Here is a 23,382-nt window from a genome sequence, read left to right as displayed (position 1 = left end):
ACGTAATCAACTGAATACGTAACAATTATAAAACTATAAAAAACAGTAAAAAACAGTAAAAAACAGAGACAGCAAAACAATGATTAAAAAAATGATTGTAAACTGCCTTGGTAATTTATTTTAAAATAAAACAATGAATCAGGATCTTCCTGTGAAGATTTTGAATTCAACAGACTGCTTATATGGAAAAGGAAATTTTAGATACTATTGAACTTCGTTCGGAAAGCGTTCAGGACATTCTTACCCAGCCGCCACATTGGATGATACGCTGGGGAAATACCCTTATATTTATCATACTTCTGCTTATTCTTCTGATGAGCTACATTATCAAGTACCCTGAATTTGTTCCTGCCCCGATTGTTGTCACCTCACAGAACCCACCTGAAAAAATTGAGGCCCGGACCAGTTCAAAAATTGAAAAAATATTTATCAAAGACCATCAGGAAGTTAAAAAAAATGAGATCCTTATGGTAATGCAGTCTACAGCAAACTATAAGGATGTTCTGGAACTGAAAAAACTTATAGACTCTATTAATCCTGGCCAGGTTCTTTCTTTCCCCATTGCTCAGGCCTCAAGATTTAAACTCGGAGAGCTTCAGGGTGATTATAACAATTTCGCAAAAGCCTTTCAGGATGAGGAGCTTTTCACCAGACTTCAGCCTTATGCACCGGAAAATATTGCAGCCAATCAGAGTCTTTCAGAGTACCGGGTAAGAATGGTAACAACAAAACAGCAAAAGAATTTAGAGCAGGCCAAATATGAACTCACGAAAAAGAACTATCAGAGATCACAGGAATTGTTCAACCAGGGTGTTATCTCATCCATGGAACTGGAAAATGAGAAAATAAAATATATCCAGGCCCAGCAGAATCTTGAAAATATTACGATTTCTTTATCACAAATGGAAGAAGGAATCTCCAACCTCAATAAAACCAAAAGCGGTACTGCCATTAATACAGAAAAGGACAGGATTACCTATTCATCGCAGACTTTGCAGCTTTTTGAACAGCTTCGTAAGTCCTTAAAACAATGGGAGCAAACGTACCTTGTTACCTCTTCTACTGATGGTGTGGCCAGCTTCCAACAGTTTTTTGGTGAAAATCAGTTTGTAAAAACCGGAGAGCCTATTCTTTCTATTCTTCCCGCCAATAAAGAAAAACTTGTGGGAAGGATGTCTGTGCCTACCGTTAACTCAGGAAAGATAATTCCAGGTGAGAAAGTACTGATTAAACTGGATAACTACCGCTTCCAGGAATATGGCATTGTGGAAGGAAAAGTACAGAATATCTCTCTTATTCCTGACGATAAAGGAAACTATTATGTAGATGTAGTTCTTCCGAAAGGATTAAAAACAAGCTATAATAAAACTCTTGTATTCGATAAAGAGCTCAGAGGAAATGCTGAGATTGTCACCCAGGATCTAAGACTGATTGAAAGGTTCTTCTACCAGATCAGAAAATTACTGGGGTATCAAAGCTAATGTATCGCTTAAAAATATAAAAACCGCAATCTGTTTTAGACTGCGGCTTTATTTTTGTTTCAAAATTTAAAGAAATTTTTCAGTCATATTGAATTGAACATGATGTTGAATTTTTTCTTTTCTTTTAAAATTGATTTTTATTCTGCCCACCATAATCCGGATGAGTTTCAGACGGAAATCAAAATACCAGCGCGGATATCTCGGATGCTCCATGTGTTCACTGATCATAATAACCGTTACCACAATCATTGCAAGGTTATGCCCTTCCGGCAGCAACATCGGAAAAAGCATTAATGCCCATCCTGAGCCGATACACCAGATTCCGTGCATGATTCCGAATTTGAGGACGTCCCGGTCTGCATCCCATCCGAAAGCTGCTATTGAACGATGATCATGCCCACGGTTCAGACACAGTTGCTTCACGGGTGAAAATTGCCAGATCAAAGCTATAACTCCTACTATAAGAGCCGGAAGATAAGATCCGCCGGGTAATAATAGATTAAACCCGAGGATAACAGCATTCATAACCATTCCCATAATTGTCCAGACCATGGAATAGCTTAATACAAAAAGTAGACTTAGCCAGAAACGACGTTTCTTAAGGCTTTTTGCATAAATATACTGAACAGGGGAAATAAGCTTTGGGAGCATCATTGCTAATACCATAAGAATCCAGCCTGTCATCATATCTGAAAAAGGGTTCATCTGAAGCATCATTTTAAGGGAGACATTTGAGGCACCATCTGTTGTCATGTGACAGTGTTTTATTCCCAAGATCCCTCCCGGATCCAGAAGCAGTATCATCCAGAATATGGCACTTATGATGAGAATGGCAGCCGTGATATAGCTGTCTTCTCTTACTGAGGTTTTCATAATTTCTGCTGTTCGCGGTAAATGCTCACCCGGCCTACCGTGATGGTTTCGCCATCCGGAATTGCGTTATCAGGCAGAATAGCTACTTCCAGTGAATTCACATCTAGATTATTGCTCACAAACAGATTATCTATGATATCTGTAATGTTCAGGATAAAAGTAAGTCCATTACCGCCATTGTGTCCGTCTTTGTCAGAAGCATTACGCAATCCGAAAAGAGAAACGTATCCCGCCAGCTGATGATTTACCGAAACACTCAGAACATTGGAATCAGCAGTTCCTTTTACATTTTCCAGCTGAAGATAGACCTGATCCGGCAGACTGATTGCTGAAGCCTTCATCAGACTGCCGGATACATTTTTCCAGGAGCTTCCTTCCAGCTTTACACTGGTTTTTGTTCCCGATCCGTCCAATTGAACTTGTCCTGCATTGGCACCAACAAGTTCTGAGTTACGTCCTAAATCCATATTTTTTTCTTCCAGATTTTCAACAGGCTGTGCACCTAATTTATTTAATCTCTGAGCCAGGGTCTTCTGAGGCAGCGGAGCTGTAGTCAGTGAAAGGTCATCATAACTGTAATCCAGTGTCTCTAAGTTACTCATTTCTGCCGGAGTGTATACCCAGCCTTTATCATTACCCGGTACAGGCATGATAAACTCTCTTTCTCCCAATGCTGCAGGCCCATTTAACCAATCCGGATCTGTAGGATTATCATTGCTTGTATTCCATGCCGCCCACATTCTGTCTATATTGCAGTGATGCAGATAAAAAATAGGATCCAGTCCGGCAGAATCAGGATCTGACATCCATCCGTCCTGACCTCCTACCTTTACGTGCACCAGGTTGTGGGGATTGCTTTCTAAATTTCCGCTCACATTACCGTCATGTGAAAATTTTGTTTTTGGTCCTCCATATCCGGGGTGCGGTGTTGAAGTATTGCTTCCTGTATAAATGGTATTTCCCTGGCACACTTCCGATATAGGCGGAATCGGCACATATACATTTCCGTCACTTTTAGGCCCGTATCTTGCGGTTACATATAAAGGATTGGCGCTACCATCAGGCATTGTTTCCTCCATAAAGGCAGGCGGAATTTTATACTGATCTCCAGGACCTAAATAATTCCAATAAGGAAGTGCCCAGTCTGCGGGGCCTCCTAAACTGATCACTGCCTGACGAACCTGCTCTTCCAAAGCAATAAGGTAACCACGATGCCATGGTGTAAAGTACCAGCTTTGGTGCTGACATTGATTCCAGAATTTTTTAATAACATCCGGGGAAGGAAGCGGGCTTGTCGGAACTTTTGGAACCCCTGTAAGAACATTCCAGTTCGGAAATTTCGTTCCTCCCATCTGTTCACCATGAATAGCGGCAAAGAACCACCAGCTGTTTTCATCACTCAGAAGTCTGGACTGCAGAACGCCTACTCCTTTTGCATACCAAAAAAGATCGGGGTTATTAAAAGTTCCCCCATTCTCCCATGCATTTTTTCTTAAGAATTTAGCCATAGAATTAGTTTTTTTGTTTTATACTTTTATGTTAAATACAAATCTAAGCAGCCTTCTAAAAAAAACAGTACGTATTTATACCTAAATTATCCCCCTATTGTGATAATTTATTTGACTAATATAATTAAAGGCAGTAAGATACCCTTACAGCTTTGTATGTTATAATGATAAAATAGAATTGCAATAACAAAATAAATCAAAAAGCAGATATTCTTACCAACTTCCATTTTTGATTATAAAAGAGATCAACCGCCATCATCAACTATTATTTACGTTCAAAGGAACAAGATATTCTGGGGGAAGGTAAAAGGGGTGTAAAACTGGGTGTATAAAAAGAAAATCCCCTATAAATAGGGGATTTTTGTAGCGAAGACGGGAATTGAACCCGTGACCTCAGGGTTATGAATCCTGCGCTCTAACCAACTGAGCTACCTCGCCGTTTTGGTGGTGCAAATATAGAAAATATTTATTTACTACCAAAATTATTTTACCTTAAAATATTCCAAAACATCACCAACATGATCTGGTTTGCTGATTATCTTATTGTTAGCATCTAAAATAAAATAGGTAGGTGTTGCATGAACATTGTACGTTTCGGTATAACTGCTGTTCCATCCTCTTAATTCAGAATCATTGATCCATGGAAATGCTGCAATTCTGTTGGTATAAGAATTCTTATCTGTATCTAAAGACAGACCTACAATCTGGATGTTTTTTGCTTTGAGCTCATTATATTTCTCCAGAAGCTTAGGCAGCTCTGTTTCGCAGTGAGAACATGTAGATGACCAGAAAACAACCACCTTCTTGTCTGCTTTTACATCCTGAAGCGACTTTGCCGTTGTATTCACAGGCGACTGGAACTTATAATTAGGAAACACAGCCCCTATTTCCACATTAGCATTAGATTTTAATGTAGAAGCTAATCTGTCAGTGATTGTACACTTAAGGTTTTTAGCCAGGGTGAGGTATTTATTTTTAAACTCGTCCATTTCATAAGCATCGAAGATATCAATGAGCTCAGACAGAACAGCCTGCCCTCTCGGAGTTTCAACTTTTAAGCGGTCTAAAAGCTTATCCACAGAACCGGGCACATTGGTATTGCCTCCGGCATTAAGATAAGCCACCAAAACAGGTCTTAATAAGGATGAAGACTCAAGCATGTCATTAGACTTATCCAGAAAGTTGATGATATCTTCCTGGGAAACCTTTTTAGAAGGATCTGAAGAATTAGACAGAAACTTGCTGTAATTGGTATTATAGAAGGAAATAAACGGGTGTTTTACAGGATCTATAACAGCAGCATTACCTGAAAGTCTTTCAATTTCTATTTTAAGAGCTTTCCCGAAATCTGTATTATCCTTATAATATTCTTTAATCTGTGCTAAAGCCGGAAGAATCAGCTCTTTTTTCTGGGAACCTTCCTGTTGCTTGCTCATAAGATCATTAACTTCATCCAGATAAGCTACATCTTTAATTTTATTGTTCCGAACATCCAGTTTGATATTGACATTCTTATTTTCAGAAACAAAACTAACGGTATTATTGGAGCCCGGGAAATATACTTTCATCATTCCCATATAGTGATTAGGATTCTTGAAAGTCCAGGTATTGTTTTTATTCTGCTCTTTGGTAACAATAACGTCCTTTGAGCCGTTTAGGGTATATAGAATGGCATCCTGATCTTTAAAATCTGCAGGCGCCTGAATGGTTACAGTAAATTGAGCCTGTAAAGAAAACGCAGCTAATACTGCAGATACTATATAAATCTTTTTCATAGGGTAAAAATAAAAAAACTCTCCGACTAATCAGAGAGTTTAATGTTATTTTAATAAAATTTTAGGCTTTTACGCTCTTATATTTTTTAGTATAATAGGCAATGAAGATGATGGCTACTATTCCCAGTACATAAATGTACATATCAATTGGAGAAGCTGGTTTTCCGGGACCTACTGTTCCCGACCCACCATCACCCGGTACTGGCATATCATTAGGGTCTGCTGCCCGGACCAGTAATACGGCGAATAAAAAAAGAGCTGATACTAGTTTATTTATAGTTTTCATAATATTTATTTTAAGATTTTAGTGCTAACGGTTATTCCTTTATCTGAAACAATTTTTACAACATAAGAGTTTTTAAGAGCGCTGTTAAGCTCAATTACAAAATCTCTGGATGTGTCAACTGCTTTTTTAGAAATAACCAGTTTACCGCTCATATCATAAACTTCAATATCTGCTTTTTTCCAATCCGGATCGAATCTCACAATGTAGTTGGTAATATCAGGATTATAAACTACCATTGTTCTCGATTGTGTAGCCTCGGTATCATTTGTTCTTAAAGAACCTCTGTTTGGCTCACCGTAATATAAATTATAAGATTTAGATGTCAGAGACACTATATCCCCTTGTTTCGCCTGCTGTACTGTACCGTTAGAAGCTTTGTAGTAGAAACCGATTCCTGAAGAAAGCTGGTGCGTTCCTGCCGGAACAAGTTCAGCATTTTCTCTGATCTCAAATTTATAGGATACAATTTTTCTGTTTGGCTTATCATAGTCATAATTCCAAAGTAAGATATCTTTTCCTAAGAAGTTATCCTCATTGGCTTCATTAATATACAGCCAGTATTTTGCGTTGTAGTTCGGGTCATACCCTCCATTTGGCAATTCTTCAAATGTACCGATCAGATTGGAACTCGTATTGGTTGCCTGAACAGTAGTGGCAATTGAAGATTGAAATCCTGTAGTAGCAGTATTGGAAACTACATAATATGTTCTTGAAACTTCATACCCGTTAGCATCCAGACCAATTACTCCAAGCTGCTTCATTGTTCCGGCAGTAGTTGTGTTTTTCGCTGCTGTTACATTGTAATCTGTAGCTGCTGCTCTGGTTGTGGAATTAAATCTTCTAAGGGTATTAAAATCTAAAGTCTGAGGATTGTTGTTTCTCAGTTTCAATACAAATGCCTGCATAGGTTTGATGATAAGCCCTACGTCTCCTGCCGGAACCCCGGTTACAGGGTTATAAGTCTGAATCTGAGCTCCCATACTGTATGCATTACCTGCAGCGGTAACCACAACAGTTCCCGGGTCATATCTTACTCCCCAGATATTGGTAATATTATTTCCGTCTGTAATACCTCCGTTTTCAACATAACCGATTCTTGACAGGTCAAGATTGGTTAGGAAAGGATTTCCAAACTGATAGAAATTTTTCCCATATGTGGATGACACCCAGGCTCCCGTTGAAAACTCAAACTGATCCTGGACATGAGAGTTATACATTTCACCATACGGATTCAGGTTCGTACCATTAGCCCCGAAATCTACACTTCCACCATTCTGCAGGGTAGCAGTGGCTAATGTTGCATTAGGGCGTCCGTTAATAGTATAAACAGAACCGGTAGGGGTTGGAGCAATCGTTGGAAGGGAAGCCGGCGGCGTACTGGTGTCTAAGTTGTTGTTGTTTGATCCCAACATATAGTAGCCGGACGGATCGCTGGTTGTTGTTGCAAGACTGGTGATTGTTTCGGCAACATTGTTGGTATTATTCAGCTTTAGAATTTCATTCTTACTGTATCGCTGAGTATTGAATACTTTACCGAATTCTGTAGATAAAGAGCTCAGGGTTTTACCAAAAAACGGCATTGCCAATTGCTGGTAGAAATTACCATTACCATGCTTTTTGCTTTTGAATTCTTTACTTACAATACCTGTAATATCTGATTGGTTTAAACCGTTAATATACAGCTGCCCGTAAGTAGAAGTATCATAGCTGGCTGAATTATTGAGCCTTAACACGATATTACCACCATCGGTTTTATCTGTTCCGGTGCTGGTAATTGTTTTTAAAGCATCTCCTGCGGCACCTACAATCATAACGTTACCGTGAACATCCAGAAGACCATTGCCTTTTGTCTGTACACCTCCACCACTATAAACCAGGGTACCTTCGCTTACATACATATTAGCGTTAGTGTCTACGTGACATAAAACATTCTGCGCCTGAACAGAATAGCTAACGGCTAAAAGACCTATAGCAAATAAACTTTTTCTCATTGTATAAATTATTTGTGTGTTAATACAATCTCACCCGCAAAGGTATGATTTTTATTTCTTACAAAAAAATATATTTTATTTATTAACAAAAATATTATCTTCCGTCAATATAATTTCTTTCTCTTCTCCTATGGAAAACATATAATCTTCCAGAACCTTTTCGGTAGTTCCTCTTAAGCCTCTGGCGCCTAATCCCTTCTCAATGGTTTCTTCTACAATTTTCTCAATAGCCCCGTCTGTGAAAGATAATTTAGTACCATCCATTTTGAAAAGTTCCACAAATTGATTGATGATAGAATTTTTAGGTTCTTTCATAATTCTTACCATGGTTTCTTTTGTCAGTTTATCAAGGTAAGTAATGATTGGAAACCTTCCCAAAAGTTCAGGAATTAATCCGAAAGAACGAAGGTCAATTGCATTAATATTCGTTAATACATATTCATCTTCATCTACTTTATTAATTTTTTCGGAGCTGAAGCCAATTGCCTGCTTGTTCATTCTTCTTTCAATAATTTCCTTGATTCCGTCAAAAGCACCTCCGGCTATAAACAAAATATTCTGGGTATTGACCTGGATATATTTCTGGTCCGGGTGTTTTCTTCCTCCCTGAGGCGGTACATTAACAATGCTTCCTTCCAGCAGCTTCAGCAATCCCTGTTGTACTCCTTCTCCGGAAACGTCTCTTGTAATGCTTGGGTTATCGGATTTTCTGGCAATCTTATCAATCTCATCAATAAATACAATTCCTTTTTCGGCTTTTTCCACGTCATAATCTGCTACCATTAGAAGCCGTGAAAGGATACTTTCTACATCCTCTCCTACATAACCGGCTTCTGTGAGGATGGTTGCATCTACAATACAGAAAGGTACATTCAGTTCTCTGGCAATGTTTTTTGCCAGCAAGGTTTTTCCGGTACCTGTTTCCCCGATCATGATGATATTAGACTTTTCCAGCTCTACTTCCCTGTTTTCATCTTTGGCATGAAGAAGTCTTTTATAGTGATTGTACACGGCAATTGAAAGCTGCTTTTTAGCCTGGTCCTGCCCGATAACATATTGATCAAGAAATACCTTGATCTCCTTAGGTTTTTTTAATTCATCTATAGTTTCTGCCGGTGAATATCCTGTCTTGGAAACGCTGTCTTTTACAATTACATGCGCCTGCTCTATACAGTTTTCGCAGATAAAACCATTCTGCCCGGAAATCAGCATCTGTACTTCATTTCTTTTTCTGCCGCAGAAAGAACATTGGTTTGAGTTCATACTATAATAATATATTGTATATGTTAAAGAAAATCGTAAAAAATTACTTTTTTACGATTTATGTTTTTTAAGAATTAATAATTGAGTTTTTAATCTCTGTGTATTCTTCGTCGGTTAATTTTAATCTTTCATTTCTGAAATTCATATCTTCCATCTTATTCAAAGGGATGAGATGGATATGTGCATGCGGAACTTCAAGTCCCACTACTGCCACCCCTACTCTCACGCAGGGAACAGCATTTTTTATCTTCTTCGCTACGTTCTGTGCAAATCCCCAAAGGTTTTTGTATTCTTCACTCTCCAGATCAAAGATCAGGTCTACTTCTTTTTTGGGAACAACCAGTGTATGTCCTTTCACCAAAGGCATTGCATCTAGGAATGCGATAAAGTTCTCATCCTCTGCAATTTTATAGGAGGGAATTTCGCCGTTGATGATTTTTGTGAATATACTGCTCATGTTTTAGAAGTTAGAAGTTAAATAATAGAGTTAATAATCAGAAATACAGATAAGAAGATGATCAGACTATAGAGAAATGTCTAATACTTCGAAAGACAGTTTGTTTCCGTTTGGCAGAACAATATCCGCAGTCTCGCCTACTACTTTTCCAAGCAGTCCTTTTGCGATAGGGGTATTCACAGAAATCTTTCCTGCTTTAAGGTCACTTTCATTATCCGGTACCAGTGTAAAAATCTGCTCCTGCTTGGTAGCATTATTTTTAAGCTTTACTGTTGTAAGTATAGAAACCTTTGAAGTATCTAGTTGACTTTCATCTATGATTTTAGAGGTTGCGATAGTATCTTTCAGCTTGGAAATTCTCATTTCAAGCATTCCCTGAGCCTCTTTGGCCGCATCGTATTCTGCATTTTCAGACAAATCTCCTTTGTCTCTTGCTTCTGCGATCTGCTGGGTAATTTTTGGTCTTTCCACAGTTTCCAACTGTTCCAGCTCAGCTTTCATTTTCTCTAGCCCCTCCTTTGTTACATAGCTTGCCATAATTTTCAAAATTTAGTTTTAGTATAAAAAAATAATCCGACATTTGCCGGACAATGTTTTCGTATTATAATCGTTTTATTTTTACAAATATATAAAAATTTAAATTGAAATGAAAAAAACTTTTTCAATACTATCTATTTTCATATTTCTGATTTTCAGTAATTTAACTATAAACTCATGCGGAAGCAGAGAAGACACTGTAAGCTGCTTTCCCAACAATCCTATTAATGTTACCCTGAACCTCAACCTTCCGGCTTATTATAATCTTACGTACAGCGGAGGCTGGATTTATGTGGACGAGCAGCAGTCCGGAACCAGAGGGCTGATCGTTGTTCGTGTGGGTGATGCATTTAAAGTTTACGACCGTAATGCTCCCCATATATGCCCTGATTCCAACACGACTCTTGAAGTACAAAACAACATCAATATTCTGTGCCCGAAAGACAATACAAAATGGCTTCTGAATACAGGCCAACCGCTGGACGGAGCTCAAACCTCGCTTCCTCCAAAAACGTACCCTTACAATTACGACCCGGCATCCAAAACCCTGAATATTTATTATTAGCCTAAAATACAAACCGCAATTGATCTTATTGCGGTTTTTTTATTAATCACCGGGATATTGAATAGCCTTATCCAATTCTATCGGGTTATTGAAAGACCTGAGTTTTTTCCGCTCATTTTTTTCTGCCGGTTTTAATTCTTCTTTTGTCAGGATGGTGCCGTCATCCAGCTGAAGCTTTTTTCCTTCAGGAATACTCAGTTTACCATTAAGAACATATTTAAAAGGGCTCTGATACAGCTCTAATTTCAGGTCATCCAGCTTTTTCTGATTGATTTTCACAGCATTACTTCTCCTTTCTTTCAGGCTGTAGCTTTTATAGTTTCCGGGAATTTTTTCACTTTTAATCAGCTTGAAGATATAATCTTTACGGGTATCGTGGATTTCAATAATCAGCCCGGGAAGACCGCTAAATTTATACGGACCATACGATAAAGGAATCTCCTGGGTAAACCAGGCAACCCACTTTCTCCCTCCAAAACCGGTTTCTGCCTTCTGCACTTTTAATTCGTTTATCATTTTTGTACTGTCCGATATTTTCCATACAAGATCAGCAGGTGCTTCCAGCTTATAAAAATTTACATCCCCTATGTATTCATAATTTTCATAAAAATCATTGCCTTTATTCCTGGTTAAAAAGGAAGTTAAGCGATACCCTTTAAAACCTTCTTTTCCCGTTGCGGCAAATACGGAATCATTGATATAATAAATTCTGTTATAGTAGGTTATTTCTTCCTTTGTAATGTCTAAATGATAATTTTCTCTTGTAATTTCGTTGGAAGACGAATCTTTTTTGAAAGTCACATCATAAATGAACCGGTCATTTTGAGAATATAACAAACAGCTCATCAGTGTTAAAAGTATCACGGTTATCTTTTGCATTATTATCAGGATTTAAAGCTTTTCAGAGTGCTGAATATGAAAAGCCCGTCAATATATAAAATTATAGCTTACCATTTAACAAAATTCCCCTGAATTTCTACTGCTTTTCTTTAAGTTTTCCTATATTGGAAGCTTAAAAGTAAAGACCAATAAAATGAAGATTGTCATACAAAGAGTATCCGAAGCCAGTGTAAAAGTAGACGGAAAAACAGTAGGTAATATCGGTAAAGGCTTAATGCTGCTGACAGGAATAGATGAAAATGATGAAAAGGCAGATGCGGACTGGCTGGTTCAGAAAGTACTGAATCTCCGGATTTTTGGTGATGAAGAGGGGAAACTGAATCTTTCGGTGAAAGATATTTCGGGAGAAATTCTTTGTATCAGCCAGTTTACATTAATTGCTGATTATAAGAAGGGGAACCGTCCTTCATTCATAAAGGCAGCAAAACCTGATAAAGCCGTTCCTCTCTTTGATTATTTTAAAGAAGAAATAGCTAAATCCGGATTGAAAACTGAAAGCGGAATCTTTGGGGCAGACATGAAGGTTTCCTTAATTAATGACGGCCCTGTAACTATCGTAATGGATTCAATAACGAAAAATTAGCCCAGGAAATCAATGAAACTCATCATCCATAGGAGTACAAATTCATTTTCCCGCGAGGTCTTCTAAAGTTTCAAACGATACTGCTACAAGATTTATTTACCTTCTCATAACAATACCGTCTTTCGGAATTACAGAAAGACGTTTTTCATTTCATACCGTCTTAATCAACATTTCATAAATTATGAATTAAAAAAATTCACAAAAAAGTGATTTGAATCTGTTTTTATTCTTATTTTTGATACGATCTTTATTTACAGAGTAAAACTGTGTGCATTTATTTTATCTCATTTTACATTAGAAAAACACCATCAATCAGATATGATCCACAACCATTTAATACAATATTATGAGAACAAAAATTTCACTTTTCACGTTACTTATTTTATGCTTTTTCCCTTCCTATGGCCAACATGCCATAAATAAAGCTGAGCCTCTGAAAGAAAACATTTACGTCTGCTTTTCAAAAGGTATCAATTCTGAAAAAATAGCATTCCGTAAAAATCCCGAACTGGAAAAATTTACCCAGGCCAACCAGATATCATTTACGTATGATCTCGGCTTCAGTGATCAGAAGCTTGAAGAAATGACCAGAGACAGCAAAGCCAACGGTCATTCGGGTGAATCTGTAGAAAAACTGAAACGGATATTCAAAGCTGATCTTCCCATACAAAATGAAGAAGGCATAAAAAAACTGGTTCAGGCGCTCGAAAAATTCCCTGAGATAGAATATGTATCTGTGATGAGCAGCACTCCGGTTGAGCCTCCGCTGGTGAAAATGTATACCGTAACGCCTAACCTGGAAAATCTGCAGACCTACCTCAATGATAATCCCGGAATTAATGCAAAGTATGCCTGGTCCAGAGGGATTACCGGACAGAACATCCGTGTTCGTGACGTAGAATATGGTTTTCATAAAACCCACGAAATGCTGTCTGCCCAGAACTTTATACAGCTGGAATCAGGTTACACGCCTAACTCCGGATTATCGGCCAACAATTATATGGATCATGGAACCGCTGTGGTAAGTATTATGGGTTCAGCAAAGGACAATGTAGGCCTTTCCGGGGCAGCATATGGTGTTTCTGAAATAAAAGGTTATTTAGAATGGACCACTGTTGGTTATAACAGGGCTTCGGCAGTAAGCAGGTCTATCAATGCTTCCCAGGCCGGGGACATTATTCTATATGAAATGCAGACCGGCGGGAAAGACGGTTACTGCCCGGCAGAATATGACAGCGTAATCTGGGACTTGACCAAAGCGGCTACAGATGCGGGAATTATCATTATTGCAGCAGCAGGAAACGGAAATCAGGATTTGGATGATCCTTTTTATACTGCTTACCGGGCAAGAGGAAACAGCGGAGCCATTATTGTAGGAGCCGGATCTCCCAATACCACGCATTCTAAGCTAAGCTTCAGTACCTACGGAAGCAGGGTGGATGTTCAGGGTTGGGGAAGCAGTGTTCTGGCGGCAGGATATGGCTCTTACCAGAAATATGATAATGATAACAACAGGACTTACAATTATTTCAGCGGAACAAGTTCTGCCACTCCTATTGTAGCCTCAGCAGCAGTACTCATCCAGTCTTTCTACCGGCAGAATACGGGTCAGTATTTAAGTCCGGCAGCCATGAAAAATCTTTTGATTTCTACAGGAATTCCTCAGGGAGGAACAGATACCAATAAGAAAATAGGACCGCTTCCCAATGTAAAAAATGCCATACTACAATTAGAGGGCAGCTTTGCAGCGCCTGCAAAAAATCCACTTCCGTTAGAAATCAAAATCTATCCTAATCCGGCAGGCAGCTATATTGCGTTAAAAAGTAGTGAAAATAAAAAGCTTGATATAGAAATTATCAATATGCAGGGACGATCTGTTCTGAAAAATTCAGTTTTTGCAGATGACAGAATTGATGTATCTTCATTTCCTCCGGGACAATATATGATCAATATTAATGAAGGGCAAAGAAGAGTTGTTGAGAAATTTACCAAACTATAAGCCAACAAAAACACCTTTCAGAGCTGCTGAAAGGTGTTTTTTAATCATTGTATAGTAAACTATGTCGCAGGAATACTACTGAAGTTAAGCGCAACTTTGACGTTCATATCTGAGCTGGTCTGGTTTTTCAGTTCATAAACCGTTCTTACGGTAAGGCCGGAGCTTTTTACTACCTCATCCAGAAACCCGGTATCATTAAGGTCAAGATTCAGGCTGGAAGAATTGGTTGATATATTGGAACGTGAGGCTACCAGCCTTTCTCCTGTACCGGCTGATGAAATATATACTTTGACGGTTTTAAAAGCACTCAGATTTCCGCCTGACGGAGAAACCACAGAGATCTTCGCATCAGAAATTCTTACATCTTTAATTTTAGCGTTATTATTTCCCCCGAACCATGTCTGCACATTGGTGGCAGTAGAGGTTGAAGAAACTTCTTTATCGGCAGGCACTCCCGTAGAAACCAGGACATTGGCTGTATAAGGGAATGTATTCTGAACCAGCGACTGTACTGTTCCACAGCTTACTGCTAGCACTGAAACAGCGGCTGTCATTAAAAATATATTTTTCATAATTTTAAACTTTAGAGTTCAGTTTGCAGAAATTATACCAAATTGATTATAACTATTCGACATTGATCATAAAACTGCCTTTTGTATTTCCTGAAGCCATATTACTTTTCCCGATAATAAGCCATACTTCACCTTTTTCCGGGATTTTATACGTGATGTCTCTTCCGAAAGGTCCGTCATAGTCTCCGCTAGGCAACCTGATCTGATTGAAACGGATATTAAAGTCTTTTTCGTTGGTTGTGATTGTAGCTTTCAGATCTGATTTTTCATAATGCTTAAGTTTTAGGACAAGCTCCTGCCCGTCTTTTGTAAACTCTTCTCCCAATGCGAAAGGAAGCTGTGATGCTTCAGCTGTTCTTATGATCTGTCCGTTCTTTTCTTCTCTCATTATCCCTTTCCTCCCTCCTTCTGCTGCCGCAGAAGCAGGATTACTGACAGAATCTTTTTTAAGCACCGCAGAATCTGATTTTACTACAGAATCCGGCATTTCTGCAACCACTGTGGAATCTTTATCCTGCACCGTAACCTCTTTTGATTCTTTTTTACAGGAAAGGATGATGATTGGAATGAATAACAGGCTCTTTTTCATAGTACTTTATTTTTAGAATGATGTGTCAACTGTAGTTTAAACCGGAAAAAGATTTTCAATGATTCACCACTCCGGCTTATGATCTTTTCAGAGCTAAAATTATTCCAAGTGCTTTTCTGGTAATCTTTTATTTTTATTTCAGGGTCTGATAATAGATAATTTTTGAAAGGAACGGTTTTGATTTTTCAACTTTAATTTTATCCTCTATTTTCTTTCTGAGCTCAGGGTTCCTTTTTTCATCTGCATATTTCAGCAAAGGTCTTTCACTGAAATTAATGGACCTGAAATGATAATCCACTGCAAAGTCTTTACGTTTCATATTCTGTAAGGTAATCCAACCTCCCCAGTTGATGTAGCTGCAGACCAGAATGGTTCCATAAAAATACCAGACCATTGTATTGAACAGGAATGTATTCCTTTTTTGTTTCTGAATTTTAATAAAAGTCATCGCCAGCCCTGCCAGAGAAAGGATAAGAAAGGCAAAAACACCAAGTCTCTTATAGGTAAATCCATAATTCACAATATATTCATAGTTTTTTACGGCAGCAGACAATACCAGAACTACATTCAGAAATATCCAGATTCGGGCTAAGATTTTCATCAGCCGGGCTTTGGGGTCAAAATTAAAGCCTGATTTAAAGTAGAACATGATCACGAGAATCGCCATTATAATAGATACAATCACTGCATTCACTCTCTCATGGGTTTCTTCTGAAAGCCGGGAAGGGGTTTTTACAGCTTCATAAAACTGTTCATAATTATAAGTGATGATAAAAAAGACCAGCAAAATATTCAGTGAAAAGAAAGAAACTACCCCACTGATTCTTTCAGCATCAAGATCCAGAAAAGAATACGTTGATTTCTGGGGTTTCCTGTTCTCACCGAAGTCATTATCCAGCAGATGATTCATTTTATAGATTGGTCTTTCTACCGTATAGTTCCAGTAATTGAAGGCAATGAAAAAACCGATGGCCGACAGGCAGATGACCTGCCACACATTCAGATCCAGTTCATAATCCCTGAATACTGCGGCAAAGTGATCACTTCCTACTGAATAAACAGCGAAAAAAACTGATAAAAATACCAAAGGAATAAGAACGAAAGCCACAGTTTTCTGCCAGGCTCCGGAGAAGCTTTTCTTTGGCAGCCATGCATCAAAGCTGAAAAACCTGAAGAAAAAGGTAATACAGTTGATCACAAAGACCGGAATAAGGAACAGCATTTTCAGCTTCCTGTTCCGGGACCGGAAAGAAAGCATGATAAATGAACTTACAACCGCCAGCAATGAAGGAAAATCTCTATACCGCATAAAAGCAATGGATGACAACAAACTTGTCACAAAAAGTATCAGGAATATCCTGGTCCTGTTTTGTTCCGGCGTCTTAAGCAAAGTCAATATGGCATAGATAATTCCCAGGATCCCGAGATTCAGTCCTATATCCTGATCATAAAACAGAACGACAAACAGGGTGGCTGTAAGAAATATATAGTGATGTGTTTTCATAATTAAAAAATTTAAATGTTAAAGACAATCAAGAGATACAGGGCTGTAACCGGAATATTAAGAAGCATCAGGAGTATGGAATTTCCTGAAGCCTTATGATCTGAAACACTGGTCAGAAACTGTATAAGTTCATACAACAGCACGATCAGGTTGACGACTGCTGCGGTAACGACGTGGTAAAAACCCAATGTGACCAGAAAGTCTGAGCGGGTTACCAGGAAACTGATAAAAATAAATGTTCCTGTTAAAAATGATGCAAGGAAAACATTTCTGCCCAACGGGCTGTATCTGATAGTTTTCATGGTATTATTGATTTAATTAATAAAGTACAACTGTTTCTTTCTGCTGAATATAATCTTTCAGGTTATCAAAATTCTGCCACAGCAGGCTTTCAAAATCCCAGCTATGAAACGGTCTCATTCGCTGGCCTTTTTTGTAGGCACTGATATAGATTTTCAGATATTCCGGAAGGATCAGGGTTCCCAATACCACTGCAGCAAGAAGGTGGGCATTAAGTTTTCCGTTTCCGAGAAGCAGGTACTGCATGGCAATTTCATCTTCAAAATTGGTCCCACAGCCTGTGATCAGATGGTGTACATCGTGGTTTTCCATTTTGGGGATCATAGAGAATCCATATTTTTTATAGAACTCTCCTAATTTTCTTCCTAAAGAATCTTCTTTGAACTCCAGCAGCTGCTTTTCATTGAACTGCCACTGTCTTTTTTTCTTTTTAAAATATTTTCTGTAGAGTTTCTGGGTTTTGTCATAGACGAAAAGTAAAAAAGCAACACGTATTTTTTTCATAATTAATTATTTTAAATGATACTAAGTCCTATTAAAGCATATACAATGGCAAGAGGGATGTTGATGAGAAGTATTCCTATAGCTTTAATGCAGGCACTGAGCTTTGCCTGGCAGATAATAAGCCCATACAGCAGCAGCCCGCTTATCACAATCATGTTCAGTATGGATCCGAATACAAGCAGCATATAACCACCGGCCATGAAACGGTCATCTCGGGTAAACATAAATCCGAAGAGACAGATATTTCCCAACAGGAAGCACAATGCAAACAGCCCTCCTCCTATGTTAATAATTTCACGATCTTTCATTGTTTTATTTTAAGTTGTATTGAAGCGTTAAATGAATTCTGAAGACGGATTTCCCTATATTGACAATGTATTTATCTTTTATCATCTTAAGCCCTGGTTAAAGTAAAAACCGTTATTTCCGGACGGACCATAAACCGGACCTGAAAAGAATGACCGATTGCGCGGTTGATATAGAGCATTCTTCCATCCAGAAGATCAATTTCTCCTGCGTTATATTTTTTATTTTTCACGGGAAGAACTGGTGTAATTACTCCCGGAATCCTGCATTGTCCGCCATGGGTATGTCCACTCAAAATCCATCCCTGATAGCCGTTCCAGATATCCATATCGCAAGCGTCAGGATTATGGCAGAGCACAATGGAGGCTTCCGAAGGATTGTAATTCTTCATAACTTCAGAAAATCCAAAATTGGGAGACCACAGGTCTTCAAAACCAATAAAGTTCAGTCCGTAGCTTTCTTCACTTCTGTTTTTCAGCATGGTAATACCCGAGTTTTCAAGAATCCTGCTGATATTTTCTGAACAGTGTATATCTTTCCAGTCTTCTCCATAATCATGGTTTCCCAGTATTCCGAAAGTAGCCAGGTTTCCGTGGACAGCATGTTTCATTACTTTTTTCAGGGATCCCTGTTCTTCTGCATTTCCGTGGTTCACAAAATCCCCGGTGTAGACTACAAAATCAGGATTGAACTTTTGTGCTTCCTGAAAAGACCTAATCAGAAAATTCCAATCGAAACGGGTTCCAACATGGAGATCAGAAATTTGCATCAGCGTCTTTCCGTTCAGAGCCTCCGGTAAATTTTTAACCGGAAGCTTTCTTTGGACAAATTCCACCCAGAAAGGCTCCACCTGCCAAGAATACAACGCAGGGAATGCTCCTATTATGGATAACTGCATCAGTCTTTTTATGAATTTTTTCCTTGTCATTGAGTCCTATAGTATTTTTAGTTTCCGAAAAGAGAATCCGGAGCTAGTTTCCGGCAAACGGACTTCCGAAAATCCCTACTGCCAATTCTGCCCAAACTATAATGAGAACCAGCAGGATGAAAGCACAGATCATGATTTTCCGGCCCTGTCTTTTAATATTGTTTCTTACAAGATTAATCAGGAGAGCAGCAGCAAAAAGCAATAGTCCGGCAATCATAAAATCTGAAGGGGACCAGTTGACCTCATCAGAAATCATATTTCCGAATAGCGGAATACACAATAAAGCCAATGGAAGGGCGTAAATCGTAAGTGTTTTTTGTTTTTGTGTCATCATATTATTCAATTTTTATAAAGTACTTTGAAATACAAAGTCAATTTTCAAAAAAATATAGGAATTACCTTCCTAATAATTTTTCCAGAGCATTGAGGTGTTCTGTAAAGGCCTGTCTTCCGCTTTGGGTAACCCGGTAAGAAGTTTTAGGCTTTTTTCCTACAAATTCTTTCTTCACTTCTATATATCCTGCTTTTTCCAGAGCATTGCTGTGGCTTGCCATATTTCCGTCTGTGATTTCCAGCAAGGCTTTCATTTCAGAGAAATCAACCCAGTCGTTCACCATAAGAACAGACATGATGCCCAGTCTTACACGGCTTTCGAATTCTTTATTGAGCTGATTTATCTTTATCATTTTAACGTTATCTTATTTATTCTGAAATAGTCATAAAGCGCTGCGTCAATGGCTATTCTTTCTTTTGTTTCTTTATTCTTCACGACCACAAAATCATGATCTTTAAAAAATTTTGAAGTGAAATACTGATTGATATTTTTATTCAAAAAATAAATCTCTCCTACTTCATGGCTCACCTCCCATTCTTTATCCAATTTATCCTTCCTGAGCTCAGCCTGTATCAATGCTGCTAAAAGTGCAGAATATCCTATACAATTGGCTTTTTTTGCTCTCAAAAGCAGATTGGGATCATTTTCACAGGGGCCGAAACTAAACGTCAGTAGGGATGAAGTATGTTTTAACCCGCCTTCAATAATTTCTTCTATGTCTCTGTCAGGCTTATCATTTTTAAAATTCTCATTTTCAAATGGATAAATTTGCCTCTCTCTGATGGTTTCATAACTAAAAAAAGTTCTGTATAAAAAGCCTCTTCCAAAGAAAATTCCTGCAAAAATAAGGATAAGAAAAATGATACGCTTTTTCATTCAGCAGAAAACAGTCTTATTTATATTTTTTATGCATGATTAATCCATACACAATATGCAGCACTCCGAATCCAAATGCCCAGAAAATTAATCCCCAGCCTAAAAAGAACAGGGAAATCAGTCCTAAAACAATCTCAAAATACCCTAAATATTTTATGTCTGTCAGGGTATATCGTTCTGCACTTACTAAAGCCAATCCATAAAAGATGAGTGTAGCGGGTGCAATAAAAACATAAAGATGGTGGAAGATCAGTGCCAGGCAAAAAATACCTCCTGATACTAAAGGAACTGCAAAGGTAACCAGCAGGCGTTTTGTTGTTGCATCCCAGATTTTCAGTCCTTTCTTTTTACTTTTATGAGCTGTAAAAATATATCCGCTGGCCACAGCAACCACCAGAATTGCAAACCCGGTTATCATCAGTTCTTTTACCAGTTCAGGGCTGAAAAAATTCCTTTCTCCCTCAAAATAATCAATTCCTTCCCGTTGAAGGACAAAATATACATACCCTGCTCCAATTAAGGCCGCAAGTCCTGCAAATACACCGGACAAACCGCTCAGTGAAATAAACCGGGAAGACCGCTCCATCATGGAACGGATATGGGACAAGTCTTCGTGATAATTTTTCGAATCCATAAAAAGAACTTTGAATTACAAAGTTATAATTTATTTTTATCCTGCAAAATATTTTTTCAAAAAAAGTAAAAGTGAATCTGCTTCGCAGCCAATGGGAAAATAAAAAGCCGTTGACTGAATCAACGGCTGTATTTTTTTAGGATAGCTGCTTTTTACTTGGCTCTCAGTCTTTCTTTGATGGCTTCGATATTTTTCTTTGCAGAATCTTCAAGGATAAGGCTTGCACTCATATGGATTCTTGCCGGCATCAGCTCATTAAAATGATCTGTTCCTTCCCATGATACTTTTTTGATCAGCGCTAAAGCATCACTGCTTCTGGAAGCTAAAGTCTGCAAGAATTTTTCAAGCTTTTCATCCATTTCTGCAATATTGTCTGAAACGGAGTGATAAACATTATGCTGTTCTGCCCATGCAGCAGATCTGAAATCTGCATCAATAGCCATTGCAGAGAACTGCGACTTTCCGATTTTTCTTTCTACATACGGACCAATTACAAAAGGCCCTATTCCGAGATTGATTTCTGTTAATGCCAATGCTGAGTCTTTCGTAGCAAAACAATAATCTGCCCCACATGCAATTCCTACTCCTCCGCCGGTTGTTTTTCCCTGAACTCTAACGACCACTATTTTTCCACAGTTTCTCATTGCATTAAGCACTTTAGCAAATCCTCCGAAAAATTTTGTGGAAGCTTCCAGTTCCTCAATAGCCAGAAGCTCATCAAAGCTGGCCCCTGCACAGAAAGCCTTTTCTCCTTCACTTTTCACTAAAATGGCTTTTACCTCATCTTTAGCTCCTTCATCCAGAATAGTCTGGGCAAGTTTTTCCAGAATAGCCCCAGGAAGCGAGTTGCTTTTGGGAGTTCCGAAAGTAATTTCGGCGATATTATTTTTAATTTCTGATGCTACAAATTCGTTCATTTTTATTTTAAATTGGATTCTTACAAAAATACTAAATACTGGTCTTTCAGAGAAAATATTACTTTACAAATTATTGTTTCCATTGCAGTTTCCGAACATCAGACGCAACATTCCTGAAATACTCTTCATTACACCAGCTACGTATAAATACGTAGTCTGCAATTTGGTGTTTTCTACGCTAGTGCTGTTTTAAAGGAAATCGTTCCTTTGACCTATCAAAACAATTGATCAACAGAGGCGGAATCCGAAAAGCCCTATACGAGTAGGAAATTTAATCACTGAAAACTTTTTATTATGGATGAGTACATTGGAATCGTAAAATTATTTGCCGGAAATTTTGCACCGAGAGGCTGGATGTTCTGTGACGGGAGCTTATTAAGAATTTCGCAAAACAGCGCTTTATTTTCAATTCTGGGAACCACTTATGGAGGAAACGGAATTGATACTTTCGCTCTGCCCAATCTGAAAGGACGTATGGCCATAGGTGCCGGAAGCGTTAACTCTAGTGAAAATTATCCTTTGGGAATTCAGTCCGGAACTACTCAGAATACGCTGCTAGCTTCTAATCTTCCAAGTATTGGATCTGGATTTCAACTGAAGGCAGCTAATAAAAATGCTACCGTATCCCCTCCTTCTCCAACAGCATCTATTGCTATGACAGGAACACAGGTAGGCAGAGACTTTAACGCTGTACCAAGCTTTGTACAAGCAGATCCGGATACAACCATCAATCCAAAATCTATAACTTTTACGGGGCAAAATCTTCCGGTTAATAATATGCCGCCTTATTTAGGACTGAATTATATTATTTGTGTAGAAGGGATCTACCCTCCACGAAGTTAAAATCTAAATCACCTTTAAAACCTAAATCATGAAAAGAACTATTTTCTTAACTATCTGCTCTCTGCTCACAGCGATATTTTCTTTCGGGCAGACCAGCTCTGAGTATTTCGAGACTGAAACTCATGGAAGTTCAAGTTTCACTGATAATGGTGTTATCTTCAATATCATATCCCATGTGGGAGTTTTTGATGTACAGGCAAATTATCCTGGTACAGGTTGGAGTGGAACAAGTAATGACAACAGATATATTGATAATTCTAATGATACGTCTTTTCCGCCGTCATTCAGTATCAAAACCACTTCAAACCTGTTTAAGGTCAACAGATTCTGGATGTATTTATCAGCTTTGAACCTGGACCTTAATGTAACGGGAAGCATCACTGTTACAGGAAAACTAAGTGGAGTTACTAAGTTTACACAGACTAAAAGCACCGGATTTGCTACCAGTCTGGGAACAACTAACGGCTACACTCTGATTGATATGACTAATCTGAACGGTCAGAATTATTCAAATATTGTTATTGATCAGCTTCAGATTACTATGAATGGAGGGTTCAGATATGCAGGCTTTGATGCATTCACCTGGGTAAAAGACAGCAATATTGTATTGGCAGCCCATGAAACCAAAGCTGCGCAAAAAGGGATCAGTATTTTTCCCAACCCGACTGACGGGCCTGTTTCCGTTGAAACGGAAAAGGATGTAAAAGCTGAAATTTACAGTATGGAAGGAAAGCTGATGAAGAGTATGGACATTAAGAAAGGTACTCAAAACATTGATCTTTCTGAATTTCCTGGCGGAACATATATCATTAAAACTCCGTCCGGGTCTTCAAAGGTCATCAAAAAATAAAACCCAA

The 23,382-nt window shown here is 38.4% G+C and carries 27 protein-coding genes and 1 tRNA gene; 6 read left to right on the top strand and 22 right to left on the bottom strand.

Going from position 1 to position 23,382, the window contains the following annotated elements:
* The first annotated feature begins 182 nt into the window (after nucleotides 1-182).
* A complete protein-coding gene (locus AOB46_RS17485) occupies nucleotides 183-1,481 on the top strand; it encodes an HlyD family secretion protein (protein WP_062701747.1) in 1,299 nt (432 codons plus the stop codon).
* Nucleotides 1,482-1,547: 66 nt separating this feature from the next.
* On the opposite strand, the gene AOB46_RS17480 is transcribed toward AOB46_RS17485, so the two are convergent.
* The 9 genes from AOB46_RS17480 to greA form a co-directional block, all read right to left on the bottom strand.
* Nucleotides 1,548-2,354, bottom strand: coding sequence for a DUF2182 domain-containing protein (locus AOB46_RS17480; RefSeq protein ID WP_062701745.1), 807 nt, complete (start codon nucleotides 2,352-2,354; stop codon nucleotides 1,548-1,550).
* A complete protein-coding gene (locus tag AOB46_RS17475) occupies nucleotides 2,351-3,862 on the bottom strand; it encodes a tyrosinase family protein (RefSeq protein WP_062701743.1) in 1,512 nt (503 codons plus the stop codon). The genes AOB46_RS17480 and AOB46_RS17475 overlap by 4 nt, the downstream gene beginning before the upstream one ends.
* Before the next feature lie 364 nt (nucleotides 3,863-4,226).
* Nucleotides 4,227-4,300 (bottom strand) — tRNA-Met (locus AOB46_RS17470).
* Between the two features lie 44 nt (nucleotides 4,301-4,344).
* Complete coding sequence (locus tag AOB46_RS17465) at nucleotides 4,345-5,637, bottom strand: TlpA family protein disulfide reductase (protein ID WP_062701741.1); 1,293 nt, start codon at nucleotides 5,635-5,637, stop codon at nucleotides 4,345-4,347.
* Between the two features lie 61 nt (nucleotides 5,638-5,698).
* Nucleotides 5,699-5,923, bottom strand: a complete 225-nt coding sequence (locus AOB46_RS17460) for a hypothetical protein (protein ID WP_062701739.1) — start codon at nucleotides 5,921-5,923, stop codon at nucleotides 5,699-5,701.
* Nucleotides 5,924-5,928: 5 nt separating this feature from the next.
* On the bottom strand, nucleotides 5,929-7,914 hold the full coding sequence (locus AOB46_RS17455; RefSeq protein WP_062701737.1) for a T9SS type A sorting domain-containing protein: 1,986 nt from the start codon (nucleotides 7,912-7,914) through the stop codon (nucleotides 5,929-5,931).
* Nucleotides 7,915-7,989: 75 nt separating this feature from the next.
* Nucleotides 7,990-9,177 (bottom strand): ATP-dependent Clp protease ATP-binding subunit ClpX, encoded by a 1,188-nt coding sequence (gene clpX, locus AOB46_RS17450; protein ID WP_062701735.1) that lies wholly within the window; start codon nucleotides 9,175-9,177, stop codon nucleotides 7,990-7,992.
* Between the two features lie 67 nt (nucleotides 9,178-9,244).
* On the bottom strand, nucleotides 9,245-9,634 hold the full coding sequence (locus tag AOB46_RS17445; protein ID WP_062701733.1) for an HIT family protein: 390 nt from the start codon (nucleotides 9,632-9,634) through the stop codon (nucleotides 9,245-9,247).
* Between the two features lie 66 nt (nucleotides 9,635-9,700).
* The gene (gene greA, locus AOB46_RS17440) at nucleotides 9,701-10,171 is read right to left on the bottom strand and encodes a transcription elongation factor GreA (RefSeq protein WP_062701731.1); all 471 of its coding nucleotides are present in this window, start codon (nucleotides 10,169-10,171) and stop codon (nucleotides 9,701-9,703) included.
* Nucleotides 10,172-10,280: 109 nt separating this feature from the next.
* Between greA and AOB46_RS17435 the strand changes: the two genes are divergently transcribed.
* Entirely contained in the window at nucleotides 10,281-10,736 is a 456-nt protein-coding gene (locus AOB46_RS17435) for a hypothetical protein (protein ID WP_062701730.1), read from the top strand.
* A gap of 42 nt (nucleotides 10,737-10,778) precedes the next feature.
* Here the strand turns inward: AOB46_RS17435 and AOB46_RS17430 are convergent, their stop codons facing one another.
* The gene (locus AOB46_RS17430) at nucleotides 10,779-11,615 is read right to left on the bottom strand and encodes a GLPGLI family protein (RefSeq protein WP_082377211.1); all 837 of its coding nucleotides are present in this window, start codon (nucleotides 11,613-11,615) and stop codon (nucleotides 10,779-10,781) included.
* Between the two features lie 154 nt (nucleotides 11,616-11,769).
* On the opposite strand from AOB46_RS17430, the gene dtd reads away from it, so the two are divergent.
* A complete protein-coding gene (dtd, locus tag AOB46_RS17425) occupies nucleotides 11,770-12,219 on the top strand; it encodes a D-aminoacyl-tRNA deacylase (RefSeq protein ID WP_062701726.1) in 450 nt (149 codons plus the stop codon).
* A 346-nt stretch (nucleotides 12,220-12,565) separates the two neighbouring features.
* Nucleotides 12,566-14,218: a S8/S53 family peptidase gene (locus tag AOB46_RS17420; RefSeq protein WP_062701724.1), complete on the top strand. Its 1,653-nt coding sequence runs from the start codon at nucleotides 12,566-12,568 to the stop codon at nucleotides 14,216-14,218.
* Nucleotides 14,219-14,277: 59 nt separating this feature from the next.
* On the opposite strand, the gene AOB46_RS17415 is transcribed toward AOB46_RS17420, so the two are convergent.
* The 12 genes from AOB46_RS17415 to AOB46_RS17360 form a co-directional block, all read right to left on the bottom strand.
* Nucleotides 14,278-14,790: a hypothetical protein gene (locus tag AOB46_RS17415; RefSeq protein WP_062701722.1), complete on the bottom strand. Its 513-nt coding sequence runs from the start codon at nucleotides 14,788-14,790 to the stop codon at nucleotides 14,278-14,280.
* A 52-nt stretch (nucleotides 14,791-14,842) separates the two neighbouring features.
* Nucleotides 14,843-15,379, bottom strand: coding sequence for a hypothetical protein (locus AOB46_RS17410; RefSeq protein WP_062701721.1), 537 nt, complete (start codon nucleotides 15,377-15,379; stop codon nucleotides 14,843-14,845).
* A 133-nt stretch (nucleotides 15,380-15,512) separates the two neighbouring features.
* A complete protein-coding gene (locus tag AOB46_RS17405) occupies nucleotides 15,513-16,883 on the bottom strand; it encodes a DUF4173 domain-containing protein (RefSeq protein ID WP_062701719.1) in 1,371 nt (456 codons plus the stop codon).
* A gap of 11 nt (nucleotides 16,884-16,894) precedes the next feature.
* Complete coding sequence (locus tag AOB46_RS17400; protein WP_062701717.1) at nucleotides 16,895-17,185, bottom strand: hypothetical protein; 291 nt, start codon at nucleotides 17,183-17,185, stop codon at nucleotides 16,895-16,897.
* A 16-nt stretch (nucleotides 17,186-17,201) separates the two neighbouring features.
* Nucleotides 17,202-17,687, bottom strand: coding sequence for a Coq4 family protein (locus AOB46_RS17395; protein WP_062701716.1), 486 nt, complete (start codon nucleotides 17,685-17,687; stop codon nucleotides 17,202-17,204).
* Between the two features lie 11 nt (nucleotides 17,688-17,698).
* Nucleotides 17,699-17,995 (bottom strand): hypothetical protein, encoded by a 297-nt coding sequence (locus AOB46_RS17390; RefSeq protein ID WP_062701715.1) that lies wholly within the window; start codon nucleotides 17,993-17,995, stop codon nucleotides 17,699-17,701.
* An 86-nt stretch (nucleotides 17,996-18,081) separates the two neighbouring features.
* Complete coding sequence (locus AOB46_RS17385; protein ID WP_062701714.1) at nucleotides 18,082-18,921, bottom strand: metallophosphoesterase; 840 nt, start codon at nucleotides 18,919-18,921, stop codon at nucleotides 18,082-18,084.
* A 43-nt stretch (nucleotides 18,922-18,964) separates the two neighbouring features.
* A complete protein-coding gene (locus tag AOB46_RS17380; RefSeq protein ID WP_062701713.1) occupies nucleotides 18,965-19,255 on the bottom strand; it encodes a hypothetical protein in 291 nt (96 codons plus the stop codon).
* A gap of 61 nt (nucleotides 19,256-19,316) precedes the next feature.
* The gene (locus tag AOB46_RS17375; protein WP_062701712.1) at nucleotides 19,317-19,607 is read right to left on the bottom strand and encodes a winged helix-turn-helix domain-containing protein; all 291 of its coding nucleotides are present in this window, start codon (nucleotides 19,605-19,607) and stop codon (nucleotides 19,317-19,319) included.
* A complete protein-coding gene (locus tag AOB46_RS17370; RefSeq protein WP_062701710.1) occupies nucleotides 19,604-20,131 on the bottom strand; it encodes a hypothetical protein in 528 nt (175 codons plus the stop codon). Before AOB46_RS17370 ends, AOB46_RS17375 begins: the two co-directional genes overlap by 4 nt.
* A gap of 16 nt (nucleotides 20,132-20,147) precedes the next feature.
* A complete protein-coding gene (locus AOB46_RS17365; protein ID WP_062701708.1) occupies nucleotides 20,148-20,765 on the bottom strand; it encodes a hypothetical protein in 618 nt (205 codons plus the stop codon).
* Nucleotides 20,766-20,917: 152 nt separating this feature from the next.
* Entirely contained in the window at nucleotides 20,918-21,682 is a 765-nt protein-coding gene (locus tag AOB46_RS17360) for an enoyl-CoA hydratase/isomerase family protein (protein WP_062701705.1), read from the bottom strand.
* 294 nt (nucleotides 21,683-21,976) lie between these two features.
* Between AOB46_RS17360 and AOB46_RS17355 the strand changes: the two genes are divergently transcribed.
* On the top strand, nucleotides 21,977-22,525 hold the full coding sequence (locus AOB46_RS17355; RefSeq protein WP_062701703.1) for a phage tail protein: 549 nt from the start codon (nucleotides 21,977-21,979) through the stop codon (nucleotides 22,523-22,525).
* A 28-nt stretch (nucleotides 22,526-22,553) separates the two neighbouring features.
* Nucleotides 22,554-23,375: a T9SS type A sorting domain-containing protein gene (locus tag AOB46_RS17350; RefSeq protein ID WP_062701701.1), complete on the top strand. Its 822-nt coding sequence runs from the start codon at nucleotides 22,554-22,556 to the stop codon at nucleotides 23,373-23,375.
* Nucleotides 23,376-23,382 lie beyond the last annotated feature (7 nt).

The sequence above is a fragment of the Chryseobacterium indologenes genome, from assembly GCF_001295265.1.
Lineage (GTDB): Bacteria > Bacteroidota > Bacteroidia > Flavobacteriales > Weeksellaceae > Chryseobacterium > Chryseobacterium indologenes_A.
Note: the sequence above shows the minus strand (reverse complement) of the source record. Positions and strands in the feature narration are given on the sequence as shown.

Coding starts and splice junctions, on each gene's coding strand:
- AOB46_RS17350 (WP_062701701.1), top strand. CDS start 22,554: ATGAAAAGAACTATTTTCTTAACTATCTGCTCTCTGCTCACAGCGATA.
- AOB46_RS17475 (WP_062701743.1), bottom strand. CDS start 3,862: ATGGCTAAATTCTTAAGAAAAAATGCATGGGAGAATGGGGGAACTTTT.
- AOB46_RS17365 (WP_062701708.1), bottom strand. CDS start 20,765: ATGGATTCGAAAAATTATCACGAAGACTTGTCCCATATCCGTTCCATG.
- AOB46_RS17385 (WP_062701714.1), bottom strand. CDS start 18,921: ATGACAAGGAAAAAATTCATAAAAAGACTGATGCAGTTATCCATAATA.
- AOB46_RS17375 (WP_062701712.1), bottom strand. CDS start 19,607: ATGATAAAGATAAATCAGCTCAATAAAGAATTCGAAAGCCGTGTAAGA.
- AOB46_RS17410 (WP_062701721.1), bottom strand. CDS start 15,379: ATGAAAAAGAGCCTGTTATTCATTCCAATCATCATCCTTTCCTGTAAA.
- dtd (WP_062701726.1), top strand. CDS start 11,770: ATGAAGATTGTCATACAAAGAGTATCCGAAGCCAGTGTAAAAGTAGAC.
- AOB46_RS17465 (WP_062701741.1), bottom strand. CDS start 5,637: ATGAAAAAGATTTATATAGTATCTGCAGTATTAGCTGCGTTTTCTTTA.
- AOB46_RS17395 (WP_062701716.1), bottom strand. CDS start 17,687: ATGAAAAAAATACGTGTTGCTTTTTTACTTTTCGTCTATGACAAAACC.
- AOB46_RS17435 (WP_062701730.1), top strand. CDS start 10,281: ATGAAAAAAACTTTTTCAATACTATCTATTTTCATATTTCTGATTTTC.
- AOB46_RS17460 (WP_062701739.1), bottom strand. CDS start 5,923: ATGAAAACTATAAATAAACTAGTATCAGCTCTTTTTTTATTCGCCGTA.
- AOB46_RS17480 (WP_062701745.1), bottom strand. CDS start 2,354: ATGAAAACCTCAGTAAGAGAAGACAGCTATATCACGGCTGCCATTCTC.
- AOB46_RS17355 (WP_062701703.1), top strand. CDS start 21,977: ATGGATGAGTACATTGGAATCGTAAAATTATTTGCCGGAAATTTTGCA.
- AOB46_RS17485 (WP_062701747.1), top strand. CDS start 183: ATGGAAAAGGAAATTTTAGATACTATTGAACTTCGTTCGGAAAGCGTT.
- clpX (WP_062701735.1), bottom strand. CDS start 9,177: ATGAACTCAAACCAATGTTCTTTCTGCGGCAGAAAAAGAAATGAAGTA.
- AOB46_RS17420 (WP_062701724.1), top strand. CDS start 12,566: ATGAGAACAAAAATTTCACTTTTCACGTTACTTATTTTATGCTTTTTC.
- AOB46_RS17405 (WP_062701719.1), bottom strand. CDS start 16,883: ATGAAAACACATCACTATATATTTCTTACAGCCACCCTGTTTGTCGTT.
- AOB46_RS17415 (WP_062701722.1), bottom strand. CDS start 14,790: ATGAAAAATATATTTTTAATGACAGCCGCTGTTTCAGTGCTAGCAGTA.
- AOB46_RS17455 (WP_062701737.1), bottom strand. CDS start 7,914: ATGAGAAAAAGTTTATTTGCTATAGGTCTTTTAGCCGTTAGCTATTCT.
- greA (WP_062701731.1), bottom strand. CDS start 10,171: ATGGCAAGCTATGTAACAAAGGAGGGGCTAGAGAAAATGAAAGCTGAG.
- AOB46_RS17430 (WP_082377211.1), bottom strand. CDS start 11,615: ATGCAAAAGATAACCGTGATACTTTTAACACTGATGAGCTGTTTGTTA.
- AOB46_RS17370 (WP_062701710.1), bottom strand. CDS start 20,131: ATGAAAAAGCGTATCATTTTTCTTATCCTTATTTTTGCAGGAATTTTC.
- AOB46_RS17445 (WP_062701733.1), bottom strand. CDS start 9,634: ATGAGCAGTATATTCACAAAAATCATCAACGGCGAAATTCCCTCCTAT.
- AOB46_RS17380 (WP_062701713.1), bottom strand. CDS start 19,255: ATGATGACACAAAAACAAAAAACACTTACGATTTACGCCCTTCCATTG.
- AOB46_RS17360 (WP_062701705.1), bottom strand. CDS start 21,682: ATGAACGAATTTGTAGCATCAGAAATTAAAAATAATATCGCCGAAATT.
- AOB46_RS17390 (WP_062701715.1), bottom strand. CDS start 17,995: ATGAAAGATCGTGAAATTATTAACATAGGAGGAGGGCTGTTTGCATTG.
- AOB46_RS17400 (WP_062701717.1), bottom strand. CDS start 17,185: ATGAAAACTATCAGATACAGCCCGTTGGGCAGAAATGTTTTCCTTGCA.